At 60.3% G+C, this 17958-nt stretch carries 18 protein-coding genes; 15 read left to right on the top strand and 3 right to left on the bottom strand.

Annotation, left to right across the window (positions count from 1 at the left end):
• The first annotated feature begins 32 nt into the window (after positions 1-32).
• From LGH70_RS08805 to LGH70_RS08775, 7 genes are all read left to right on the top strand, one after another.
• Positions 33-362: a hypothetical protein gene (locus tag LGH70_RS08805; protein WP_226184864.1), complete on the top strand. Its 330-nt coding sequence runs from the start codon at positions 33-35 to the stop codon at positions 360-362.
• A 17-nt stretch (positions 363-379) separates the two neighbouring features.
• Positions 380-1078, top strand: coding sequence for a hypothetical protein (locus tag LGH70_RS08800; RefSeq protein WP_226184863.1), 699 nt, complete (start codon positions 380-382; stop codon positions 1076-1078).
• Between the two features lie 152 nt (positions 1079-1230).
• Positions 1231-1953, top strand: a complete 723-nt coding sequence (locus tag LGH70_RS08795) for a hypothetical protein (protein WP_226184862.1) — start codon at positions 1231-1233, stop codon at positions 1951-1953.
• A gap of 159 nt (positions 1954-2112) precedes the next feature.
• Positions 2113-2802, top strand: coding sequence for a hypothetical protein (locus LGH70_RS08790; RefSeq protein ID WP_226184861.1), 690 nt, complete (start codon positions 2113-2115; stop codon positions 2800-2802).
• The gene (locus LGH70_RS08785; RefSeq protein WP_226184860.1) at positions 2799-3614 is read left to right on the top strand and encodes a sensor histidine kinase; all 816 of its coding nucleotides are present in this window, start codon (positions 2799-2801) and stop codon (positions 3612-3614) included. The genes LGH70_RS08790 and LGH70_RS08785 overlap by 4 nt, the downstream gene beginning before the upstream one ends.
• Positions 3611-4021, top strand: coding sequence for a response regulator (locus LGH70_RS08780; RefSeq protein WP_226184859.1), 411 nt, complete (start codon positions 3611-3613; stop codon positions 4019-4021). Before LGH70_RS08785 ends, LGH70_RS08780 begins: the two co-directional genes overlap by 4 nt.
• 175 nt (positions 4022-4196) lie before the next feature.
• Positions 4197-5555, top strand: a complete 1359-nt coding sequence (locus tag LGH70_RS08775) for a DUF6563 family protein (RefSeq protein ID WP_226184858.1) — start codon at positions 4197-4199, stop codon at positions 5553-5555.
• On the opposite strand, the gene LGH70_RS08770 is transcribed toward LGH70_RS08775, so the two are convergent.
• Positions 5552-5914 carry an MGMT family protein gene (locus tag LGH70_RS08770; protein WP_226184857.1) on the bottom strand — a complete coding sequence of 121 codons (363 nt, stop codon included), beginning with the start codon at positions 5912-5914 and terminating at the stop codon, positions 5552-5554. The two genes, LGH70_RS08775 and LGH70_RS08770, sit on opposite strands and share 4 nt — an antisense overlap.
• Before the next feature lie 156 nt (positions 5915-6070).
• On the opposite strand from LGH70_RS08770, the gene LGH70_RS08765 reads away from it, so the two are divergent.
• From LGH70_RS08765 to LGH70_RS08735, 7 genes are all read left to right on the top strand, one after another.
• The gene (locus LGH70_RS08765; RefSeq protein ID WP_226184856.1) at positions 6071-6565 is read left to right on the top strand and encodes a YciE/YciF ferroxidase family protein; all 495 of its coding nucleotides are present in this window, start codon (positions 6071-6073) and stop codon (positions 6563-6565) included.
• A 178-nt stretch (positions 6566-6743) separates the two neighbouring features.
• Positions 6744-7895, top strand: coding sequence for an efflux RND transporter periplasmic adaptor subunit (locus tag LGH70_RS08760; protein ID WP_226184855.1), 1152 nt, complete (start codon positions 6744-6746; stop codon positions 7893-7895).
• Between the two features lie 98 nt (positions 7896-7993).
• The gene (locus LGH70_RS08755; protein ID WP_226184854.1) at positions 7994-11089 is read left to right on the top strand and encodes an efflux RND transporter permease subunit; all 3096 of its coding nucleotides are present in this window, start codon (positions 7994-7996) and stop codon (positions 11087-11089) included.
• Between the two features lie 72 nt (positions 11090-11161).
• Complete coding sequence (locus LGH70_RS08750; protein WP_226184853.1) at positions 11162-12601, top strand: TolC family protein; 1440 nt, start codon at positions 11162-11164, stop codon at positions 12599-12601.
• Between the two features lie 69 nt (positions 12602-12670).
• Entirely contained in the window at positions 12671-13087 is a 417-nt protein-coding gene (locus LGH70_RS08745) for a hypothetical protein (protein ID WP_226184852.1), read from the top strand.
• 56 nt (positions 13088-13143) lie between these two features.
• Positions 13144-13302, top strand: a complete 159-nt coding sequence (locus LGH70_RS08740) for a hypothetical protein (RefSeq protein ID WP_226184851.1) — start codon at positions 13144-13146, stop codon at positions 13300-13302.
• A gap of 3 nt (positions 13303-13305) precedes the next feature.
• Positions 13306-13566, top strand: coding sequence for a hypothetical protein (locus LGH70_RS08735; protein ID WP_226184850.1), 261 nt, complete (start codon positions 13306-13308; stop codon positions 13564-13566).
• Positions 13567-13614: 48 nt separating this feature from the next.
• Here LGH70_RS08735 and LGH70_RS08730 read toward each other — a convergent pair whose 3' ends face one another.
• Entirely contained in the window at positions 13615-14880 is a 1266-nt protein-coding gene (locus LGH70_RS08730; protein ID WP_226184849.1) for a zinc dependent phospholipase C family protein, read from the bottom strand.
• Positions 14881-15185: 305 nt separating this feature from the next.
• Entirely contained in the window at positions 15186-15650 is a 465-nt protein-coding gene (locus LGH70_RS08725) for a MaoC family dehydratase (RefSeq protein WP_226184848.1), read from the bottom strand.
• Between the two features lie 1020 nt (positions 15651-16670).
• On the opposite strand from LGH70_RS08725, the gene LGH70_RS08720 reads away from it, so the two are divergent.
• Positions 16671-17939, top strand: coding sequence for a cation:proton antiporter (locus LGH70_RS08720; protein WP_226184847.1), 1269 nt, complete (start codon positions 16671-16673; stop codon positions 17937-17939).
• Positions 17940-17958 lie beyond the last annotated feature (19 nt).

Genomic DNA, 17958 nt, shown 5'->3' with positions numbered 1-17958 from the left:
TTTTCTTTATTACCTCCTAACCAACTCCCGGCATGAGCACATTCGACGGCAACGAAGGCACCATTGTAAATCAAACCACCGCGGCAGGCATGACGCACAACTACCGGGAATGCCCGGACGATACCAAGCCCGTGTACAATGCCCAGTTCTTCGGTGCGTTAAAGCTTAAGGCCCTGATGGACGACTGCGGCGACGACTTCATGGGACTGCGCATCTATAACGGTATCGACGAATCGGGAAATCCCACTCTGGTGCTGGTGGGCGTCAAAGCAGATCAGAATGATATGTACGAGCGGATAATGCTGGCTTCGGGCCCGCGCTGCCCCAACTGCTGCGACTCATCTAGTCCGCTGAACGCTTAACCTTAAAACCCATATGCATGCCAACGCTGGATAGTACCGTACTGGTTAGTATAGCAAAACAGCTCAATCTGTTGGCTGTTTTCGCTTTTATCGTACCAGTTCTGGTTTGTATCCGGCGTTGGCCGCTGCTTTCGCCTTCCTCCCGCAAGCTCATCCTGACTGCGCTGCTCATTACTCTGGCGCTCAATCTGTTGTCGGAGACTGGGCGGCGCCTTTGGAATACCAATATCGTCTTTCTCTACTGCATCACCTGGACGGAAACGCTGTTTCTGGGTTGGGCTTACTATCAGGCGTTTCATATGCCGCGCGCCCGACAGCTATTGCTTGGCGCCGGGGCCGTGTTTATCCTGGTAGCAGTAGCCGAGCTGGTCCTGAATGAATTCTCCGGCGAGCAAACCTATACTCGCCTAACCCAGAGCATGCTACTTGTGGGGGCAGCATTAGCCTACTTCGAGCAGATCCTGCATGAGCTGCGCAATATTCGGCTGGAACGTGACCCAATGTTTCTGGTGAGTGTGGGCGTAACGCTTTATTATTCCGGCACGCTGATGGTATTTGTGTTGGAAGACTCCATGCAAAAGCAGCATCAGAACAGCCAAATCTGGATGATGTACATCATTCAGGCAGTTCTCTCCATTATCTTTACCGTATTGGTTGCCTGGGCCTTGCATCATGCCGCCCGCCGAACAGAAGAACAGTTCAACCGCAGCTTCTGACCAGCTTGCCTGGTGCCAGCCCACGCACGGTTCCGTATGTGGCAGCGGGGTTGTCAATACCCGTCAAAGCTCTTATCTTTCGCAATAGTCAGCCGCCTATTCCGCTGCCACCGCCGCTCCAGTGTCCTATTGCCTCTTCTTGCCGTGCGCGTATGCTCCCCAGTATTACCAGTGAGCAGCTCGTGATTTTCGCCCGGCAGTTCAACAATGTTGCCCTGCTTACTTACGTGGTGCCCCTGGGCATTGGAGTGTGGCGCTGGCCCCGGTTGCAGCCGGTGTACCGCCCCTTAGTGTGGCTCATCCTGATTTCCGGCTGCCTTTTCAATGGAGTGCTGGCCGAAGTAGGACGGCACGTGTGGCACAACAACATCATTTTCCTGCAGCTGGCTACCGTCACCGAAACACTGTTTCTGACTTGGGCCTATTATCACGCCTTTCACTCGGCGCGCACCCAGCTGATCTTGCTCGGGACTACCGGGGTATTTTTGCTTACCTACCTGCTGGAAGCGTTTGGTATCAACAGCTTTAGCCAAGGCCATGATACGCTGACCCACGTCGTGCAAAGCGTGCTGCTTATCGGCGCGGCCGTGGCTTATTTCGAGCAGACGCTGCGGGAGCTGCGCAACATCGACCTGGGCCAGGACCCGATGTTTATGGTAAGCGTGGGCACCATTCTATATTATGCCGGCACGCTGATGGTGTTTGTGCTGGAAAAGCCCCTGCAGCCCCAGCCCGACCTGATCTGGATTATGTACATCATTCAGTTTGTGCTGCTGATTACCCTCAACTGCTTTTATTCTATTGCGCTCTGGCACGGCTACCGCAAGCCCGAACAACCCAACGACTCAGAGAGCCAGCAGTATCTGAAAGCCTGAGCAGCAACGGCCCGCAAAGCCAGCCAAGCAGGACACTGACTGCAAAGCCGACTATTATTCCGGCCGGCCCCAGCCCGGCAATTGCCTAACTGGAATATTATTTTGTATTTTTCTTCCGCCTAGATCTTCTTTTCCCGCTCTACTCTCGCCACGCCTTGCATGCAGATTCCTTCGTGGCTTCTTACCCTCTGCGAATATCTGGAGCACGCGGCCAGCATGGTGGTGCTGATTCCGTTGGGCCTGGCGTTCTGGAAATGGCCGCGCCTGCCCAAAACGCTGCGGCTCATGACCGGCTACCTGGTTTTTACCGAACTTATTTTAGTCGTCTCCAGCCTGATTAATCTCTACTGGCCGACGTGGAGTAATGCCCTCTGGCACCTGTTCACGCTGGTACAAACTCTGCTGTTTTTCCGCGTCTATTACCTCACCCTTTCTTCCAAGCATATCCGTGTGTTTATTAAGGTGTTGGCTGTTGGCTTCACCCTTTTTGCGCTGGCCGACTCTCTCTACTGGGAAGGCCTGCACCAAGTGAACTCCTACACCCACGTACTGCAAAGCGCCTTGCTTATTGGCCTGGCGCTCCTGTATTTCGAGCAGCTGCTGAATGAGCTGCACGTCACCCACCTCGAGCAGGACCCACTTTTTTTGGTAAGTACCGCGGTAGTTTTGTATTTTTCGGGTACCGTGTTGCTGTATGTGTTCGTCAATAAACTTTCTGCCCCCGCCGATTATGCGAGCCATCAGGTGATTTATACGTTGAATGCTATGGTTAACCTGATTCAATACGTGCTGTTCGCGCTGGCCTTCTGGTACGCGGGCCGCGCGCTGCCTTCCCAATCGTCCTCATGAACACCTGGCTGCTTCCGGTGATGCTGGCCACGCCAGTGCTGCTCCTGCTGGCGCTGGGCATTGTGGGATTCGTGCTGCGCTACCAGCGGCGGCTGCTGCGCCAGCAGGAGCAGCTGCGCCAAGTGCGCGACGCGTCCCAGCAGCAGGCCTTGGAAGCCGCCCTGCTGGCCCAGGAGGAGGAGCGCCGCCGCATTGCCGCCGACCTGCACGACGGCGTAGGCACCACCCTGGCTATTGCCAAGCTGCACCTGAGCACCCTGGGCCAGCCCAACTTAACGGAAGAAGCTACGGCCCTGCTCGACCAGGCCATTGGCGAAGTACGCCGCATTTCGCGCAACCTACTGCCCGCCGCCCTCCAAAAATTCGGCCTGCCCTTTGCCCTCGATGCCCTGGCCCGCACGGTGCCCGCCGATGGGCCTACCCACGTAATTATTGAGCAGCGCGGCCAGCCCCGCCGCCTCGACCCCAAGCGGGAGCTGATTGTTTTTCGGGTGGTGCAGGAGTTGCTGGGCAATGGCCTGCGCCACGCCCACGCCGAAACCATTGAGGTCAGCGTCGATTTTGGCCCCGACTACCTCTCGCTCCAATACCGTGACAACGGCATCGGCTTCGACCCCGCCGCCGGCGACATTCCCCCGGCGCCCGGTATTCGCACCGGTCTTGGGCTCACCAACTTACGCAGCCGGGTAGCCGTGCTGCAGGGCACGCTGCGCCACGACTCGGCCCCCGGCGCGGGCAGTAAAGTTTGGATTTCCTTCCCTATTCCGTATCTTCCGGCCGATCAAAAGCCCGCCCTAACTACCTCTATATGAGCACACCTACTATCCGTTTAGCCGTAGTAGACGACCACATCCTATTTCGCAAAGGTTTACGCGCCCTCATCAGCGGCTTCCCCGATATGGAAGTTCTTTTCGAAGCCGGTGACGGCCAGGAGCTTCTCGAGCACCTCGACCAAGGCATTCGGCCCGATGTAGTCCTGATGGACCTGCAAATGCCCACCCTAGATGGCCTGCAGACGGTGCGCCTGATGCGCGCCCAGTACCCCCAGATTCGGGTCGTGATTATTTCCATGCACGACGAGCCCGAGCTGATTGACAGCCTGCACACGGAAGGAGCCCACGGCTACCTGCTGAAAAATGCCAATCCGGAGGAAGTGCGGGGCGCCATTCTGGCTGCCGCCGGCTATGCCAGCGCCCGTCCCAAGCTGGCCGTACTCTAACCACCCCTTTGCTTTTCAACGCTGCAGTAAAAGCCACCCGTTTCTGGTGGCTTTTATGCTGTTCAACCACCACGCGCAACTTGCTCTGGCGCGGCAGCCAACGTACTTTATGGTTGAGCAAAACGCCTGCCTAACGCCGGGCAACAGCTTTACTTTTCCTTTTTCCGCTACTGCTTTGAAACTCCGCACTCTTCTATTTTTGCTCTTCGCCGTGAGTGGCGCCTACGCTCAAACACCTATTTACCAGGTGAGTCTGCAGGAGCAAAAACTGGTGGTGGCGAATCCAACTTTCCACATTGCGGAGGTGCTGGATTTACGGCCTCAGCAGCAAACAATCGGGTGGGTGCAGCGCGGCATGGGCAACATCCGCGTGCCGGCCAACTTAAGCGGAGGGGTGCGCGAAGGCCTCGGGGGCTGGATGCAGGTGCAGCTGCCAGCCCGGCCCGGCAGCCGCCCGGTACTGATGCGCGTGCATGCACTGCGCATTGGCGAGCACACCAAAGCCACGTCGGAAAAAGCTACGGCCGATGTGGACATCGACTTCGTGTATCAGCAGCCCGACGGCAACTACTACGTGGTGCAGCGCTACATCGAGCAGGAAGAAAGCAAAGGTCTTGAAACCACGGGGCGCCACGACGACAATATTGTGGCTTGTTTGCAGCGAGCCTGCACCCAGCTCAACGTCCTCGACTGGGCACCGCGCCTGAGCCTGGCCGCGCCCCTGACCAGTGAGCAGGTGCGCTACCGCGGGGGCCGCAAACCTGCCGCCTACGACTACCCTATTCTAACGGCCGCGGCCCGCCCAAGAGGAGTGTACCACACTTTTCTTGATTTTCGCAACAACAAACCGACGGAGGCTGCCAACCTCGTAGTGGAGAAAACTACCTCTGCAAACCGCCCCGTAGCCGATGAAGTGGAAGCCTACCTGACCACCGCCACGGGCCGGGAGCCGCTACGCGACGTGTGGGGCTTTTCGGATGGCGAGCAGCTGTATGTGCTGCGCCAGAAGCGTTTTTACCCCCTCAAGCGGGCCGGCAACGACTTCACCTACGTGAGCTGGGCCGCTGCCGACCCCGGCGCTATGAGTACGGCCGCCGTAGTTGGCGGACTGGCCGGAGCAGCCATTGCGGCTGCTACCACGCAGGGCAACCAGCAGGAATACACCCTGGATATGGCCACGGGCCGGGTAGCCGATTTCGACTATTTCGACCTATTGGCTCAGCGCGACACGGCTTTGGTGGTGGTGTACCGCCGTCCTGGCGGCAGCAAAGCGCCCCTCACGGTGCTGCTCAATGGTCAGGAGCTGAAGACGCTTCCCACCAACGATTTCGTGCTGATACCCTGGACTGACAAAACCCGCGAGCTTAACCTGTGCCTACAGAATGCAGAATCGGGGTGCTATTCGTTTATTCCCATGTTTGGCACCACGACGTACGTGGAGCTGAAGGCGCGTGCCGAGGGCGACACGCCCGCGCTGGAATACGTGCCCGTGAAGGAAGGTGAGTATTACGTCAAGAAAATGCGCCGCCGCTAGCTAAGCTCCTGGCTAGGGTCCCAGAACAGCGTTTTGAAATCCTGAATCTGGTCGTCGACTACGCGGATGCCTTCGGCTTCGAGGTACTCCTGCATGGCGGTGGGCGTGGCGAAGTGCTGCCGGCCTGTGAGTAGCCCCAGCCGGTTGACGACCCGGTAGGCGGGCACAGCCTGGGGCCCCACGGCCGGGTGGGCGGCCATCATGGCCCACCCCACCATGCGGGCCCCGTGCCGGGCCCCCAGATAGTGCGCTATAGCGCCGTAGGTAGTCACGCGGCCCGGCGGTATCAGGCGCACGACATCGTGCACGTCCCGGAAAAAATTGCGGTGCGCTTCGGTGGGCTCTTTAGGCGTTTTCATAGCTGCAAAATACGGCAAAATGCCCCGGCGGATGCCGGCCACAGCAAGCTCAACACTAGCAGGATACGCCTAAACCTGCTGCTTCGACGTGCGTAAAGTGGTACTCCTGCCTGGCAGGACTGTACTATTTCCCACAACCTACTTACCCTACTTGCTATGTCTGACAAACTCAGAAGCCTCGACGACCTGTTTGAAGAACAACTGAAAGATCTGTACAGCGCCGAAAGCCAGCTGGTAAAGGCCCTGCCGGATATGGCCAAAGAAGCCCGCGACCCGCGCCTGCAGCAGGCCTTCGACAACCACCTGATGGAAACCAAAAACCAGATTGCCCGCCTCGAGCAGATTGGCCGCGGTATAAACGCGAAGCTGGACGGCCACACCTGCAAAGCCATGCAGGGCCTGGTAGCCGAAGGCAAGGAAACCATTGCTGAAGATGCCACAGACGAGGTGAAAGACGCCGCCCTGATTGCCGCCGCCCAGCGCGTGGAGCACTACGAAATTGCCGGCTACGGTACGGCTGCCCACTACGCCCAGCGCTTGGGGCATTCGCAGGCGGCTGAGCTGCTGCGCCAAACTTTGCAGGAAGAGCAGGCTACTGATACGCTTCTCAACAACTTGGCTAAGAACTACATCAACGCCAAAGCCATGTAAGTGGCCCGGTCTACCCCAAAAAAAGCCTGCAACCCGCAGGCTTTTTTTGTGTCTTACCCCCTGTAGCAAACCAGCCCATACGATTTGGCCGAACCCTTCGGGGAGCCCTGTCGTTGTTGAACGTCAGCGGACTAGCTCCTAGCCCGCGCTGATTGAGTTGGGTAATACCCCTGTATACATGCAATACGAAGAACAAACGGTTGAAACTGAGTCGCGCCCAGGGCGCAAAGTGTTGTGGATTGTACTAACGGTAGCCCTTATTGCCGCCTTAGCCTTTATTAAAATCAAGTTTTTCCCCTCCCCCAACGCCGATGCCAAAGGGGCTGGCGGAGGCCGTGGTGCCGCCGGTGGCGGCAAAGGGGGCCCGGGCGGAGCCGGCGGCCGGGGCGGCGCTCAGAAGCTGCCCGTGCAGGTATACGTGGTGCAGCCCACCAATCTTTCGGATGAGGTAGCGGCTACGGGCTCTATTCTGGCCGACGAGTCGGTGGTGATTAAGAGCGAGCTGTCGGGCAAAATCACAAGCCTGAACATTCGCGAAGGCCAGCCCGTGCGCAAAGGCCAGCTGCTGTTCAGCATCAACGCGGACGAGGCTCAGGCCGCCATTCGCAAGCAGCAGTATAATATCCAGTTGTTCCGCGACCAGGAAAAGCGGCAACGCACCCTGCTCGACAAGGAATACATCAGCGCCCAGGAATACGAGCAGGCCAACAACCAGCTTCAGACGGCCCAGGCCGACCTGCGCGCTCTGCAGGCGTCTCTGGATAAGGCTTACGTACGGGCGCCTTTCGACGGCGTGCTGGGCCTGACTACCGCCACGGTGGGCACCTACGTGAGTCCCGGCAGTGAAATAACGACCCTCTCCCGCGTGCGGCCGGTCAAGATTGACTTTGCCGTGCCGGGCCGCTTCGCCACCAAGATTCGGGTGGGCGACGTGGTGAGCATCACGGACGAAGGCACCAATAAGAAGTACGACGCCAAGGTCTACGCCATCGACCCGCAAATTGACCCGGTGAGCCGCACCCAGCCGGTGCGGGCCCGCTACGCCAACGCCAACAACGAGCTGCGCCCCGGCGCTTTCGTGAAAGTAAACCTGCAGCTGGGCGAATCGACCGATGCCCTGCAGGTACCCACCGAGGCGGTTATTCCGGAGGCCAGCGGCTACAGCGTATACACCGTGGCAGACGGTAAAATGGTACCGAAGAAGGTCAAAATCGGTATTCGCTCCGACAAGGTGATTCAGATTACCGACGGCCTGGCCGTGGGGGATTCGGTGATTCGCACGGGCATTCTGCAAGTGAAGCCCGGCGACGCGGTACGCGTGACCAAATAGATTTCCCGCAGCGGCTGTTAAGGGTATGGAGCCGTGGCATTTAGAGCCCGACTCGCCTGCTTTTAACGGCACTGCGTTTTTTACCGGAAAGACAGAATATGAGCTTATCCTCCACCAGCATCAACCGCCCGGTCCTCGCCATCGTGATGAGCCTCGTCATCGTGATATTCGGCGTCATCGGGTTTCGCTACCTCAGCGTCCGGGAATATCCGAGCGTTGACCCGCCCATTATTACGGTGTCGGCCAGCTACACCGGCGCCTCGGCCGACGTAATGCAGGGCCAGGTAACCGAGCCGCTCGAAGAAGCCCTGAACGGTATTGCCGGCATCAAGAACCTGACGTCGAACAGCCGCGACGGCCGCACCCAGATTACGGTAGAGTTCGACCTCGACGCCGACCTGGAAACCGCCGCCAACGACGTGCGCGACAAGGTTTCGGGGGCCCAGGGCCGCCTCCCGCGCGACATCGACCCGCCCGTAGTGAGCAAGGCCAACGCCGACTCCCAGCCCATTGTAATGACCTACCTCAGCTCCAACCAGCGCACCCTGCTGGAGCTGACCGACTACGCCAACAACACCCTGAAAGAGCGCCTGCAGACCATTCCGGGCGTGTCGGAAGTGCGGGTATACGGCGAGCGAAAATACTCTATGCGCCTGTGGATGGACCCCGTGAAGCTGGCCGCGCTGGGCGTGAGTCCCGTGGACGTGCAGGCCGCCCTGACCCGCGAAAACGTGGAGCTGCCCAGCGGCGCCGTGCAGGGCCAGAACACGCAACTCACGCTGCGCACCATGGGCCGCCTCACTTCGGTGGAGGATTTCAACAATCTGATTATCCGCAAGGATGAGTCCTCATTGGTGCGCCTCTCGGATATTGGCTACGCTGAGCTGTACCCCGAAAACGACCAGACCATCTTCAAGGTGAACGGCGTGCCGATGGTGGGTCTGGCCGTTATTCCGCAGCCCGGCTCCAACCAGATTGACATTGCCGACGAATTCAATCAGCGCATTGCCTTGTATGGCAAGGATTTGCCTAAGGACCTGGTGCTCAAGCCCGGTTTCGACAACTCGGTATTTATCCGCAAATCCATCAACGAGGTAGAGCACACCATCATCGAAGCCTTCGTGCTGGTGGTTATCATCATCTTCCTGTTTTTGCGTGACTGGCGCTCCACGCTCATTCCGGTGGTGGCCATTCCGGTGTCATTGGTGGGTATTTTCTTCGTGATGTACCTGCTCAACTTTTCCATCAACGTGCTGACGCTGCTGGCCATCGTGCTGGCTATTGGCCTCGTGGTAGACGACGCCATTGTGGTGCTGGAAAATATCTATTCCCGCATTGAGGAAGGTGAAGACCCCAAGGAAGCCTCGATTAAAGGCTCCGAGGAAATCCTGATGGCCGTTATCAGTACGACTATCGTGCTGGCGGCCGTGTTTCTGCCGGTAGTGTTCCTGACGGGTATCACCGGCCGCCTGTTCCGCGAATTCGGCATTGTGGTAGCCGGCTCGGTGCTGATTTCGGCCTTCGTGTCGCTTACCCTGACGCCCATGATGTGTTCGGTGCTGCTCAAGCGCCAGGAAAAGCACAACTGGTTTTACCGCAAAACCGAGCCTTTCTTCGTGAAGATGATCAGCGCCTACCAGGACAGCCTGCAGACCTTTCTGCGCAACCGCTGGCTGGCCTGGCTGGTAGTGGCGGGTACGGGCGTAGGTATCTGGTTTTTCATGAAGGCTATTCCCTCGGAGCTGGCCCCGGTGGAAGACCGCAGCCGCGTGAACATCAACGCTACGGGTCCGGAAGGTGCTTCCTTCGAGTATATGGACGCCTACATGAACCAGATCAGCAAAATGGCCATGGACTCGGCCGGTGACGGCAGCCTGAGCAGCGTGTTTGCCGTAACCTCACCCGGTTTCGGCGGCGGCTCCAACTCGGGTACCGCCCGCGTGCTGCTGCTCGATGCCGATAAGCGCCCCCGCACCCAGGATCAGGTGGCTGCGGCCCTCAGCTCGGGCGTGAAGCGCCTGACGGCCGCCCGCACCTCCGTGTCGCAGGACCAGAGTATCGGCGGTGGCGGTGGCGGCGGTGGCCTGCCGGTGCAGTTTGTTATCCAGACTCAGGACTTTGACAAGCTACGCGCGGCCGTACCTAAGTTTCTCGATGCGGCCCGCCAGGACCCCACGTTCCAGTTCGTGGACGTGAACCTGAAGTTCAATAAGCCCGAGCTGCGCGTGAATATTGACCGCGAAAAGGCCCAGAGCCTGGGCGTATCGGTGCAGAGCATTTCGCAGACTCTGCAGTCGGGCCTGAGCGGGCAGCGCTTCGGCTACTTTATCAAGGAAGGCAAGCAATATCAGATTATCGGGCAGGTGGCGCGTGAAGACCGCAACCAGCCGCTCGACGTGCGCCTGCTGTCGGTGAAAAGCGCCACGGGCGAACTGGTGCAGCTCGACAACGTGATTCGCCTCACGGAAAGCAGCACGCCGCCCCAGCTCTACCGCTTCAACCGCTACAACTCGGCTACTTTCTCAGCCTCGCTGGCGCCCGGCAAAACCCTGGGCGACGGAATTGCCGCCATGCGCAGCATTGCCGAAAAGAGCCTCGACGACACCTTCTCCACCGAGCTTTCCGGTGCCTCCCGCGACTTCGAGGAAAGCTCTTCCTCCCTGCTCTTCGCCTTTGGCCTGGCCCTGGTGCTGATTTATCTGGTGCTGGCCGCGCAGTTTGAAAGCTTCCGTGACCCAATCATCATCATGGTGACGGTGCCGCTGGCTTTGTCGGGCGCGCTGCTCAGCCTGTGGTATTTCAACCAGACGCTCAACCTGTTCTCGCAGATCGGCATTATCATGCTGGTGGGCCTGGTGACCAAAAACGGTATTCTCATCGTGGAATTTGCCAACCAGCAGGTAGAGAACGGGAAGGACTACATGACCGGCCTGATTGAAGGTGCCACGGCCCGTTTCCGCCCGATTCTGATGACCTCTCTCTGCGCCATTCTGGGTATTCTGCCCATTGCCATTGCCACGGGCGCGGGGGCCCTTAGCCGCCGCGCCATGGGTATCGGGGTCGTAGGCGGCCTGTTCTTCGCCACGGGCCTCACCCTGTACGTAGTGCCGGTGATGTACTCGTATTTCGCCACGGCCAAGAAGCACAGCAAGAAAAAGGCAGAAGCTGAACCGCAGCAGGCCGTTACGGCCTAGTGCTCATTGAAAGGTCCGGCCGCTGGCCTACGAAGCGGCAGCCGGCTTTTCACCCTCTATATTTCGTCCCGAATGCAGTTTTCCACCCGTTTTTCTTTCCTTTCCCACCTGGCAGCCCTGGCTCTATTGGTGCTGCCGCTGCCGCTCCTGGCCCAGCAACCCACCACGCCGGCCCGCCCCCCCCTGCAGCCGGGCGCCAAGCCCCAGACGGAAAAGCCCGAAACGGTGGCCCCCGCTCCGGCCCTCACGCTGGCCGAAGCCATTCGCATCGGCCTAGAAAACAACTACAACATCCGCCTCTCGCGCACCGACGTGCAGATTGCGGAAAACAACGTGACGCGCGGCAACGCCGGTCAGCTGCCGGTTGTGAACGGCAACCTGACGCGCAACTTCACCCGCAACAACGTGCGGCAGGAGTCGTCGAGCCGGCCTGAGCCCAGCACGGCCAGCAATGCGCCTTCAAACCAGCTGAATGCCAACGTGGCCGCCACCTGGACGGTATTCGACGGCTTCGGAATGTTCATTGCCTACGACCGGCTCAAGGCCCTAAACCAAAGCCAGCAGCAGCTCACGCGCGCCACGATGGAAGAAACCGTGGCCGACATTACCAGCGCCTACTTCGCCGTGGTGCGGGAGTCGGGCAAAATCAAGTCGATTGAGGAAGCCCTCAAAATCGGGCAGGCCCGAATCGACCTGACCCAGGCCCGTGTGGACGTGGGCGTGAGTGCCAAAGTGGAAGTGCTGACGGCCCGCGTGGACTACAACGCCGACCGGTCGGTACTGATTCAGCAGCAGGAAGCCCTGGCCACGGCCAAAATCACCCTGAATAACCTGCTGGGCCGCTCGGCCCGCCTCAACTTTCAGCCCGCCGACTCCATCGTTGTGACCCGCGACCTAAGCCGCGACGCCGTGGCGCAGGCTATCCAGCAGAACAACCCCCGCCTGCAGCAGGCCCGCACCAACATCGACGTGGCAACCTACGACCGGAAGCTGGTGCGCGCCTCGCGCTTTCCGCAGCTGGGCCTGACTTCGGGCTACGGCCTGAACCGCAACGTGAACGGGGCCGCCTTCTTTGGCAACCAGCTCGTGACCAACACCAGCCGCAACTATGGCTTCAACTACGGTTTGGTAGCTTCCGTGCCTATTTTCGACGGCTTCAACCGCCGCCGCCTGGAGCAGAATGCCCGCATCGGCGAAGAACAGAGCCAACTGCTACTCAGCCAGACGCAGCTGCAGCTCGAATCGGAAGCCGAGCAGGCCTATGCCCAGTACCTGAACCGCCTGCAGTTGCTGGAGCTGGAGGAAGCCAACATTCTGCTGGCCCGCGAAAACGTGGCTATTGCCTTGGAGCGCTACCGCCTGGGCCTGCTCACGCCCCTGGCCCTGCGCGAAGCCCAGCGCACCCAGCTCGACGCCGAAGTGCGCCTGCTCGACATCCGCTTTCAGGCCAAGCAGGCCGAAATCGTGCTGCGCCGCCTGAGCAGCGGACTGGTGCAGCAGCAAGGCCAGTAACCTACCCCCGCGAGCTTCGGCTCCTTGTGTATCTGGAAGCCCAGTTTCCTCCCAACCGCCCCGCTGCCCATGCCCGTTCCTGGGTCTGCTACCTGCAGCATTACGTATCGTCCCGACTTAAAGCTGCTGATTGGCCGCTGGCTGCACGATGCACCCGTGGCCACGCTGCAGGCTGATTATGCTGCGTTGCTGGCCGCCGCCCAGGAGCACGATACCGGCCGCTGGCTGCTCGACGTGCGCCGTCGCGACCAGCTCGACCCCGCGCTAGGCCAGTGGACCACCAGCACGTTTTACCCGGAGGCCGGTGCCCGCATGGCTCCGCAGCACCTGCGCATTGCGGTGCTCTGCTCCCCGGCGCGGCTGGCCGTGTATGCCGCCAGCGCCCGGCAGCAGGAATACCTGAATTATGGCTTGGCAGCCGAACGCCCCTATCAGCTCCGGCTTTTCGGCGACGAGGCCCAGGCTATGGCGTGGCTCAACAGCTGAGGCCCAGCTACTACCTTTGGGCCTGCTGAGTATCCTCTCAGCGCCTTTTTCAGCATATGCTTGCTCCCGTTGACCAGTCCGTGCTTGATCTGCAGTATCGCCCGGACCTGAATATTCTGACGGCCCGCTGGCTGCAGGTCGCTTCGTTGCCCGAGCTGCAAGCCGCTCACCAGGCCCTACAGGCCTCCGGCCGAGACTACGGAACCTACCGGTAACTCATGGACCGGCGCCGCTTTATGCCCACCGCCGAGCTGGCCCAGTGGGTAGCGCACGAGTGGCTGCCCGCCGTGGCGCGCCAGGCCCCGAACATGCTCCGGCTAGCTTCCTTGGTGTCGCCCGAGTTGTGGCAGGTAATCAGTACCCAACCCAATTTCCAGTCGGCAACCGCTACCGTCTTAGCAGACCAGCACCCTTATTTGGTGCGGGTATTTATGGATGAGGGCGAAGCCGTGCGCTGGCTGACTCAGGAGCAGCAGTAACACTTTATCAACGGCTGAAGCTTACTAAGGACCACAGCTGGCGGCGCGCTATTTCACCTCGGTTATGCGCAGCTGCTCCAGTGCCTCCTGCGTTTCCTTGCGCTTGGAAGCTTCCTTCTCATCCTCATCCTTGGGCTCCTTGGGCGCCGTGCCGAAGAACGCCAGGATGTTCTGCTTCTGCGGCCCGCTGATACCATCGAATTTTTCCTTGGCCAGTTGCCGCACCCACTCACCGTAGGTTTCGTCGGCCAAGGCATACTCGCCGGCTTTGGTTTGGTGGCCCGTGTCGAAGTCGGCATTGACCAGGGCTGGGGCGGCCGCCAGCGTATCGTTGGGCTGCTGCTCCACAATAGCGCAGTATTTTACTATCACCTGCCGGAAGCTGGCCTTAAACAACTCCTGGGCTTCGGGGGTGGGCGGCCGGAAGGCAAACGGCTTCAGCGGCCCGATTTTGGGCATCACGCGCACGAAGTACGACAGGATGCGGGCCCCGGTGCCGGGGTGCTCGTAGGCGGTGCCATACTGCTGCCGGAATTTCCGCTCACTCTCATTGTAGACGTACTCGCGGCGGCGGGCCAGGGGGCTCAGCTTGCGGATGTCCTTTTTCTGGGACTGCCAGGCGGCCCGGCTGGCCACGGGTATCAGCTGGCGCACGGCAAACCGGAACGAGCCGATGCTCAGATCCACGTTGAAGATGACTTTGCCCAGCTCCAGGCCGTAGGTTTTTTTGAAAGCCGTTTCCAGCACCCGCTTGCTCACCTGAAACCCAACGTAGCGCTGGTAGTCGCTGGTACGGTAGCGCCCGTTGGCCACCTGCACCACATCGAAGGCAAACTCGAGCTGGGTATGCTGCTTGGGCGCTTCCACGTAGGTAATGACCTTGCCGAATTTCTGGCCCAGCTCGGGATACACCAGCGGCATGGCTTTGTTGGTGCCCTCGGGGTGGCCGTTCAGGTCGGCGGCGTAGTGCCCCAGGGCACCCAGGGCGAAGGCGTACTCGTTCCGGTCGCGGGCCTCATCGAGCAGATTGCGCACGAAGTCGCCGCTGCGCACGTAGTGGGTCAGGTTGGTAAACAGCACTGAGCCGAAGGGGTAAAAGCCCATATCCTGAATAATGGAGCCCCCGTAGGCGTAGGATTTGGCTTCGAGTAGCTGGTCTTCGGTGGCGCCGGGGTAGCGGCGCTGCAGCAGGGGTTCGAGGCACCGCTTCCAGGTCGAGTCGATGTTGGCCTGGTGGGTGAGCACCGAGTAGCCGGAGGCGGAAAGCGGCGCGAGCAACAAAGCCCAGACGCTGCACAAGAACCATTTGAGCATGCAATAGGAAGCTTCCGCGCGGGACTACGGCGTCAGGGTGGGAAGCAGTGGCTGTACGCGAAAGCTGAACCGGTAGTTGTAGGCCCCGGCTCTTCGTCGGGGGCTGCTAACCAGCAGAAAGGCAACGACCAATGGCCGTGGCCGCGGCCGTTCCAAACCAGCGCCCGACAGTTCCTTGGCAGGAGCGCAAACTATGCCGGGGCTGAGCTCAACAGGCCGCCCTACAGCCGTTGCGCCCAAGCCAAAAGCCGGCGCCCCTCCCCGAAGAGACAGGTGCCGGCTTTTGCGGTCTGCTGCCTGGTTGCCTACAGGAAGTGGTAGAGAAACGTGATAACGCCGCTGTAGGCGGGCTTTTTGGCATCTTTCACCTCCATCGTCACCTCGATGCGGGCTTTGGCAATTCCGCGCAGGTCTTTTACGGTCAGCAGCTTGGCCCGCAGCCGCACGTCGCTGTTCACCGTCACGGCTTGGTTGAAGCGCAGACTCTCTATTTCGTAGTTCACCTGCATCTTCAGGTTTTCAATCTGCACGATCTGCGTCCAGAGGTAGGGTAGCAACGAAACCGTGAGGTAGCCGTGGGCAATAGTAGCCCCGAAGGGCGACTCCGCCTTCGCCTTGTCGGGCTCGGTATGGATCCACTGAAAATCGAGGGTGGCGGCGGCAAACTGGTTGATTTGCTCCTGCGTGATGGTGTGGTATTCTGATACGCCCAGCTCCTGGCCTTGGTATTGCTCCAGCTCCGGAAGGCTGCTAATGGTGACCGTACTCATGCGGTTTGGTGGATTGGTTGAGATACAAAGACGCAGATTCGCGTCCTGTCGTTGAGCCTTGCAGCGGGCAGGCAGCTAATGCCGCCGGATGACAGGCTACAAATATGCGGCCCGGCGCTCATTCTATCATCGCACGAACTGCTTCAGCAACCGATTAATTCCGGCTGCTTTCCCTAGTGGGCCAATGAGCTGGCGGTAGCAAGCACCAGCCGACATGCGCTTTTCGGTTGTGGCGGATTACCACAACTACATACCTATCAGCAAACTGTATCTCACGCCCTCCCACTGAACTTCGCACCTGCTCTCCGCCGGCTTCGGCCAGCCCTTTCCGCATGCGGACGTACCTTGGCCAAACCCGCCTAGCCCAACCGTACACCCGGAACTTCGTTACTAGTATTGTATCCGATTTTCAGCTACTGCCCTGTTTTTGCTTCGCCCGGTTTCTATGGCTCCCTGGTTGCGTGCCTGCCTGCTTATTGGGCTGGTGTGGCAGCTTATGGCCGCGCGCGGGGCTGCCGCAGCCCCCCGGACCGTTGTCGTGCTGCAGACGGGTCATGCCCAGGGCTTGCATCAGGCCCTTAGCCATGAGCACAACGCGGTGCGCTACGAGGCCCTGGTCGCCGGGCCGGAGCTGCAGCTGCGGCCCGCCGGAAGCTGGAGTGGCCCGGCGCTGCCATCGGGGCTCTATCTGCGGTTTGACGCCTGTCGTTGCGCCCTAACTCCCGCCGTGGCTGCTTATTCAGCTCCCGGGGCACCAGGGCTGCGGCCCCGGCTGCGCGCCTGTTTGGTTCCCAACGCGCCGTAGCCAGCCCACCCTGGCCTCTTTTTACCGTGCGGCGGCCCACGAAACCGCGCCTCACGGCATTCTGCCGCTCGCTGCGCCAGCCCGTATTCCAGGCTGATTCAGTATCCGCGCCTGGCGCGCACCGTGTGGTTGCGGCGCCCGAAAATTTTTCGGGGCCGGGCAAGCTGCCCGGCTTCATCACGCCCCAGTTTTTTCACGGGACTTTCCTTCTTCTGATGCCTTTATATACAACCACGCTGGTTATTCTGGGAATAGCCATTCTGGGGGTAGCCTGGCTGCCTTCGCTGCTGGAAAAGTACCCGCTGTCCTACCCTATCCTGTATCTGGCGCTGGGTATGGCCGTCTACGCCCTGCCGCTGGACCTACCCACCGACCCCGCCCGGCACAAGCCCTTAGTCACTCACCTCTCCGAGCTGTGCGTGCTGGTGGCCCTCACCGGTACGGGCCTGAAGATTGACCGGCCCTTTTCCCTGCGCACCTGGCGCACCCCGCTGCTGCTGGTGCTGGTGCTGATGATTCTGACCATTGCGGCCGTCACGCTGGTGGGCTGGACGCTGGTGGGCCTGCCCCTGGCCAGTGCCCTGCTGCTGGCCGCGGCCCTGGCCCCCACCGACCCCGTGCTGGCCGGCGACGTGCAGGTGGGTGACCCCGGCGAAGGGCGCGAAGACAACGTGCGCTTTTCCCTCACGGGCGAAGCCGGTCTTAACGACGGCCTGGCGTTTCCTTTCGTGTTTCTGGCCCTGGGCATCCTTCCGGCTACCGGCGCGCTGTCGGCCAAGCTGGGGCACTGGCTGTGGATGGATGTGGCCTACCGCACCGGGGCCGCCCTGGTGCTGGGCATCCTGTCGGGCAAGCTGCTGGCTTACCTGATTTTTAGCCTGCCCAAGCGTATCAGCATTAAGGCCGGGGCCTACGGGTTCGTAGCGCTGGCCGTTACGCTCATCACCTACGGCGTCACGGAGCTGGTACACGGCTACGGCTTTCTGGCCGTGTTTCTGGCCGCCGTTACGCTGCGCAGCCGGGAGCGGCGCCACGAGTACCACAAGCACATGCACGCCTTCACCGACCAGCTCGAACGACTGTTTATCGTAGTGATTCTCATCCTGTTCGGGGGCGCCATTATGCGCGGTATGCTGGCCCCGCTTACCTGGCAGGGCGCGGCGCTGGGCTTGCTGCTGGTGTTGGTTATCCGGCCCCTGGGCGGCTTGCTCACACTGGCCCGCTCCCCGCGCGTGACGCTGGCCGAGCGCGGCGTCATCTCCTTTTTCGGCATCCGCGGCATCGGCTCCATCTTTTACCTGGCTTTTGCCCTCGAAAAAGCCGACTTTCCCGAAGCCCGGCAGCTGTGGGCCATTGTGGGCTTCACCATGCTGGTGTCTATCTGCCTGCACGGCATTCTGGCTACGCCCGTCATGAACTGGCTGGACCGCCGCCACGGCCGCAAAATCACCTCGGAGTTAAGCGAATCAACGCAGACAGACTAAGGTCACCTGTTTTTCAGCC

Source organism: Hymenobacter nitidus, from assembly GCF_020447315.1.
Taxonomy (GTDB): domain Bacteria; phylum Bacteroidota; class Bacteroidia; order Cytophagales; family Hymenobacteraceae; genus Hymenobacter; species Hymenobacter nitidus.
The sequence above is the reverse complement of the archived record's forward strand: the minus strand, read 5'-3'. Positions and strand labels throughout refer to the sequence as shown.

Bases quoted from the DNA above. Each gene is read 5' to 3' on its own strand.
- LGH70_RS08805 (WP_226184864.1), top strand. From the start codon at position 33: ATGAGCACATTCGACGGCAACGAAGGCACCATTGTAAATCAAACCACC.
- LGH70_RS08800 (WP_226184863.1), top strand. From the start codon at position 380: ATGCCAACGCTGGATAGTACCGTACTGGTTAGTATAGCAAAACAGCTC.
- LGH70_RS08795 (WP_226184862.1), top strand. From the start codon at position 1,231: ATGCTCCCCAGTATTACCAGTGAGCAGCTCGTGATTTTCGCCCGGCAG.
- LGH70_RS08790 (WP_226184861.1), top strand. From the start codon at position 2,113: ATGCAGATTCCTTCGTGGCTTCTTACCCTCTGCGAATATCTGGAGCAC.
- LGH70_RS08785 (WP_226184860.1), top strand. From the start codon at position 2,799: ATGAACACCTGGCTGCTTCCGGTGATGCTGGCCACGCCAGTGCTGCTC.
- LGH70_RS08780 (WP_226184859.1), top strand. From the start codon at position 3,611: ATGAGCACACCTACTATCCGTTTAGCCGTAGTAGACGACCACATCCTA.
- LGH70_RS08770 (WP_226184857.1), bottom strand. From the start codon at position 5,914: ATGAAAACGCCTAAAGAGCCCACCGAAGCGCACCGCAATTTTTTCCGG.
- LGH70_RS08765 (WP_226184856.1), top strand. From the start codon at position 6,071: ATGTCTGACAAACTCAGAAGCCTCGACGACCTGTTTGAAGAACAACTG.
- LGH70_RS08760 (WP_226184855.1), top strand. From the start codon at position 6,744: ATGCAATACGAAGAACAAACGGTTGAAACTGAGTCGCGCCCAGGGCGC.
- LGH70_RS08755 (WP_226184854.1), top strand. From the start codon at position 7,994: ATGAGCTTATCCTCCACCAGCATCAACCGCCCGGTCCTCGCCATCGTG.
- LGH70_RS08750 (WP_226184853.1), top strand. From the start codon at position 11,162: ATGCAGTTTTCCACCCGTTTTTCTTTCCTTTCCCACCTGGCAGCCCTG.
- LGH70_RS08745 (WP_226184852.1), top strand. From the start codon at position 12,671: ATGCCCGTTCCTGGGTCTGCTACCTGCAGCATTACGTATCGTCCCGAC.
- LGH70_RS08740 (WP_226184851.1), top strand. From the start codon at position 13,144: ATGCTTGCTCCCGTTGACCAGTCCGTGCTTGATCTGCAGTATCGCCCG.
- LGH70_RS08735 (WP_226184850.1), top strand. From the start codon at position 13,306: ATGGACCGGCGCCGCTTTATGCCCACCGCCGAGCTGGCCCAGTGGGTA.
- LGH70_RS08730 (WP_226184849.1), bottom strand. From the start codon at position 14,880: ATGCTCAAATGGTTCTTGTGCAGCGTCTGGGCTTTGTTGCTCGCGCCG.
- LGH70_RS08725 (WP_226184848.1), bottom strand. From the start codon at position 15,650: ATGAGTACGGTCACCATTAGCAGCCTTCCGGAGCTGGAGCAATACCAA.
- LGH70_RS08720 (WP_226184847.1), top strand. From the start codon at position 16,671: ATGCCTTTATATACAACCACGCTGGTTATTCTGGGAATAGCCATTCTG.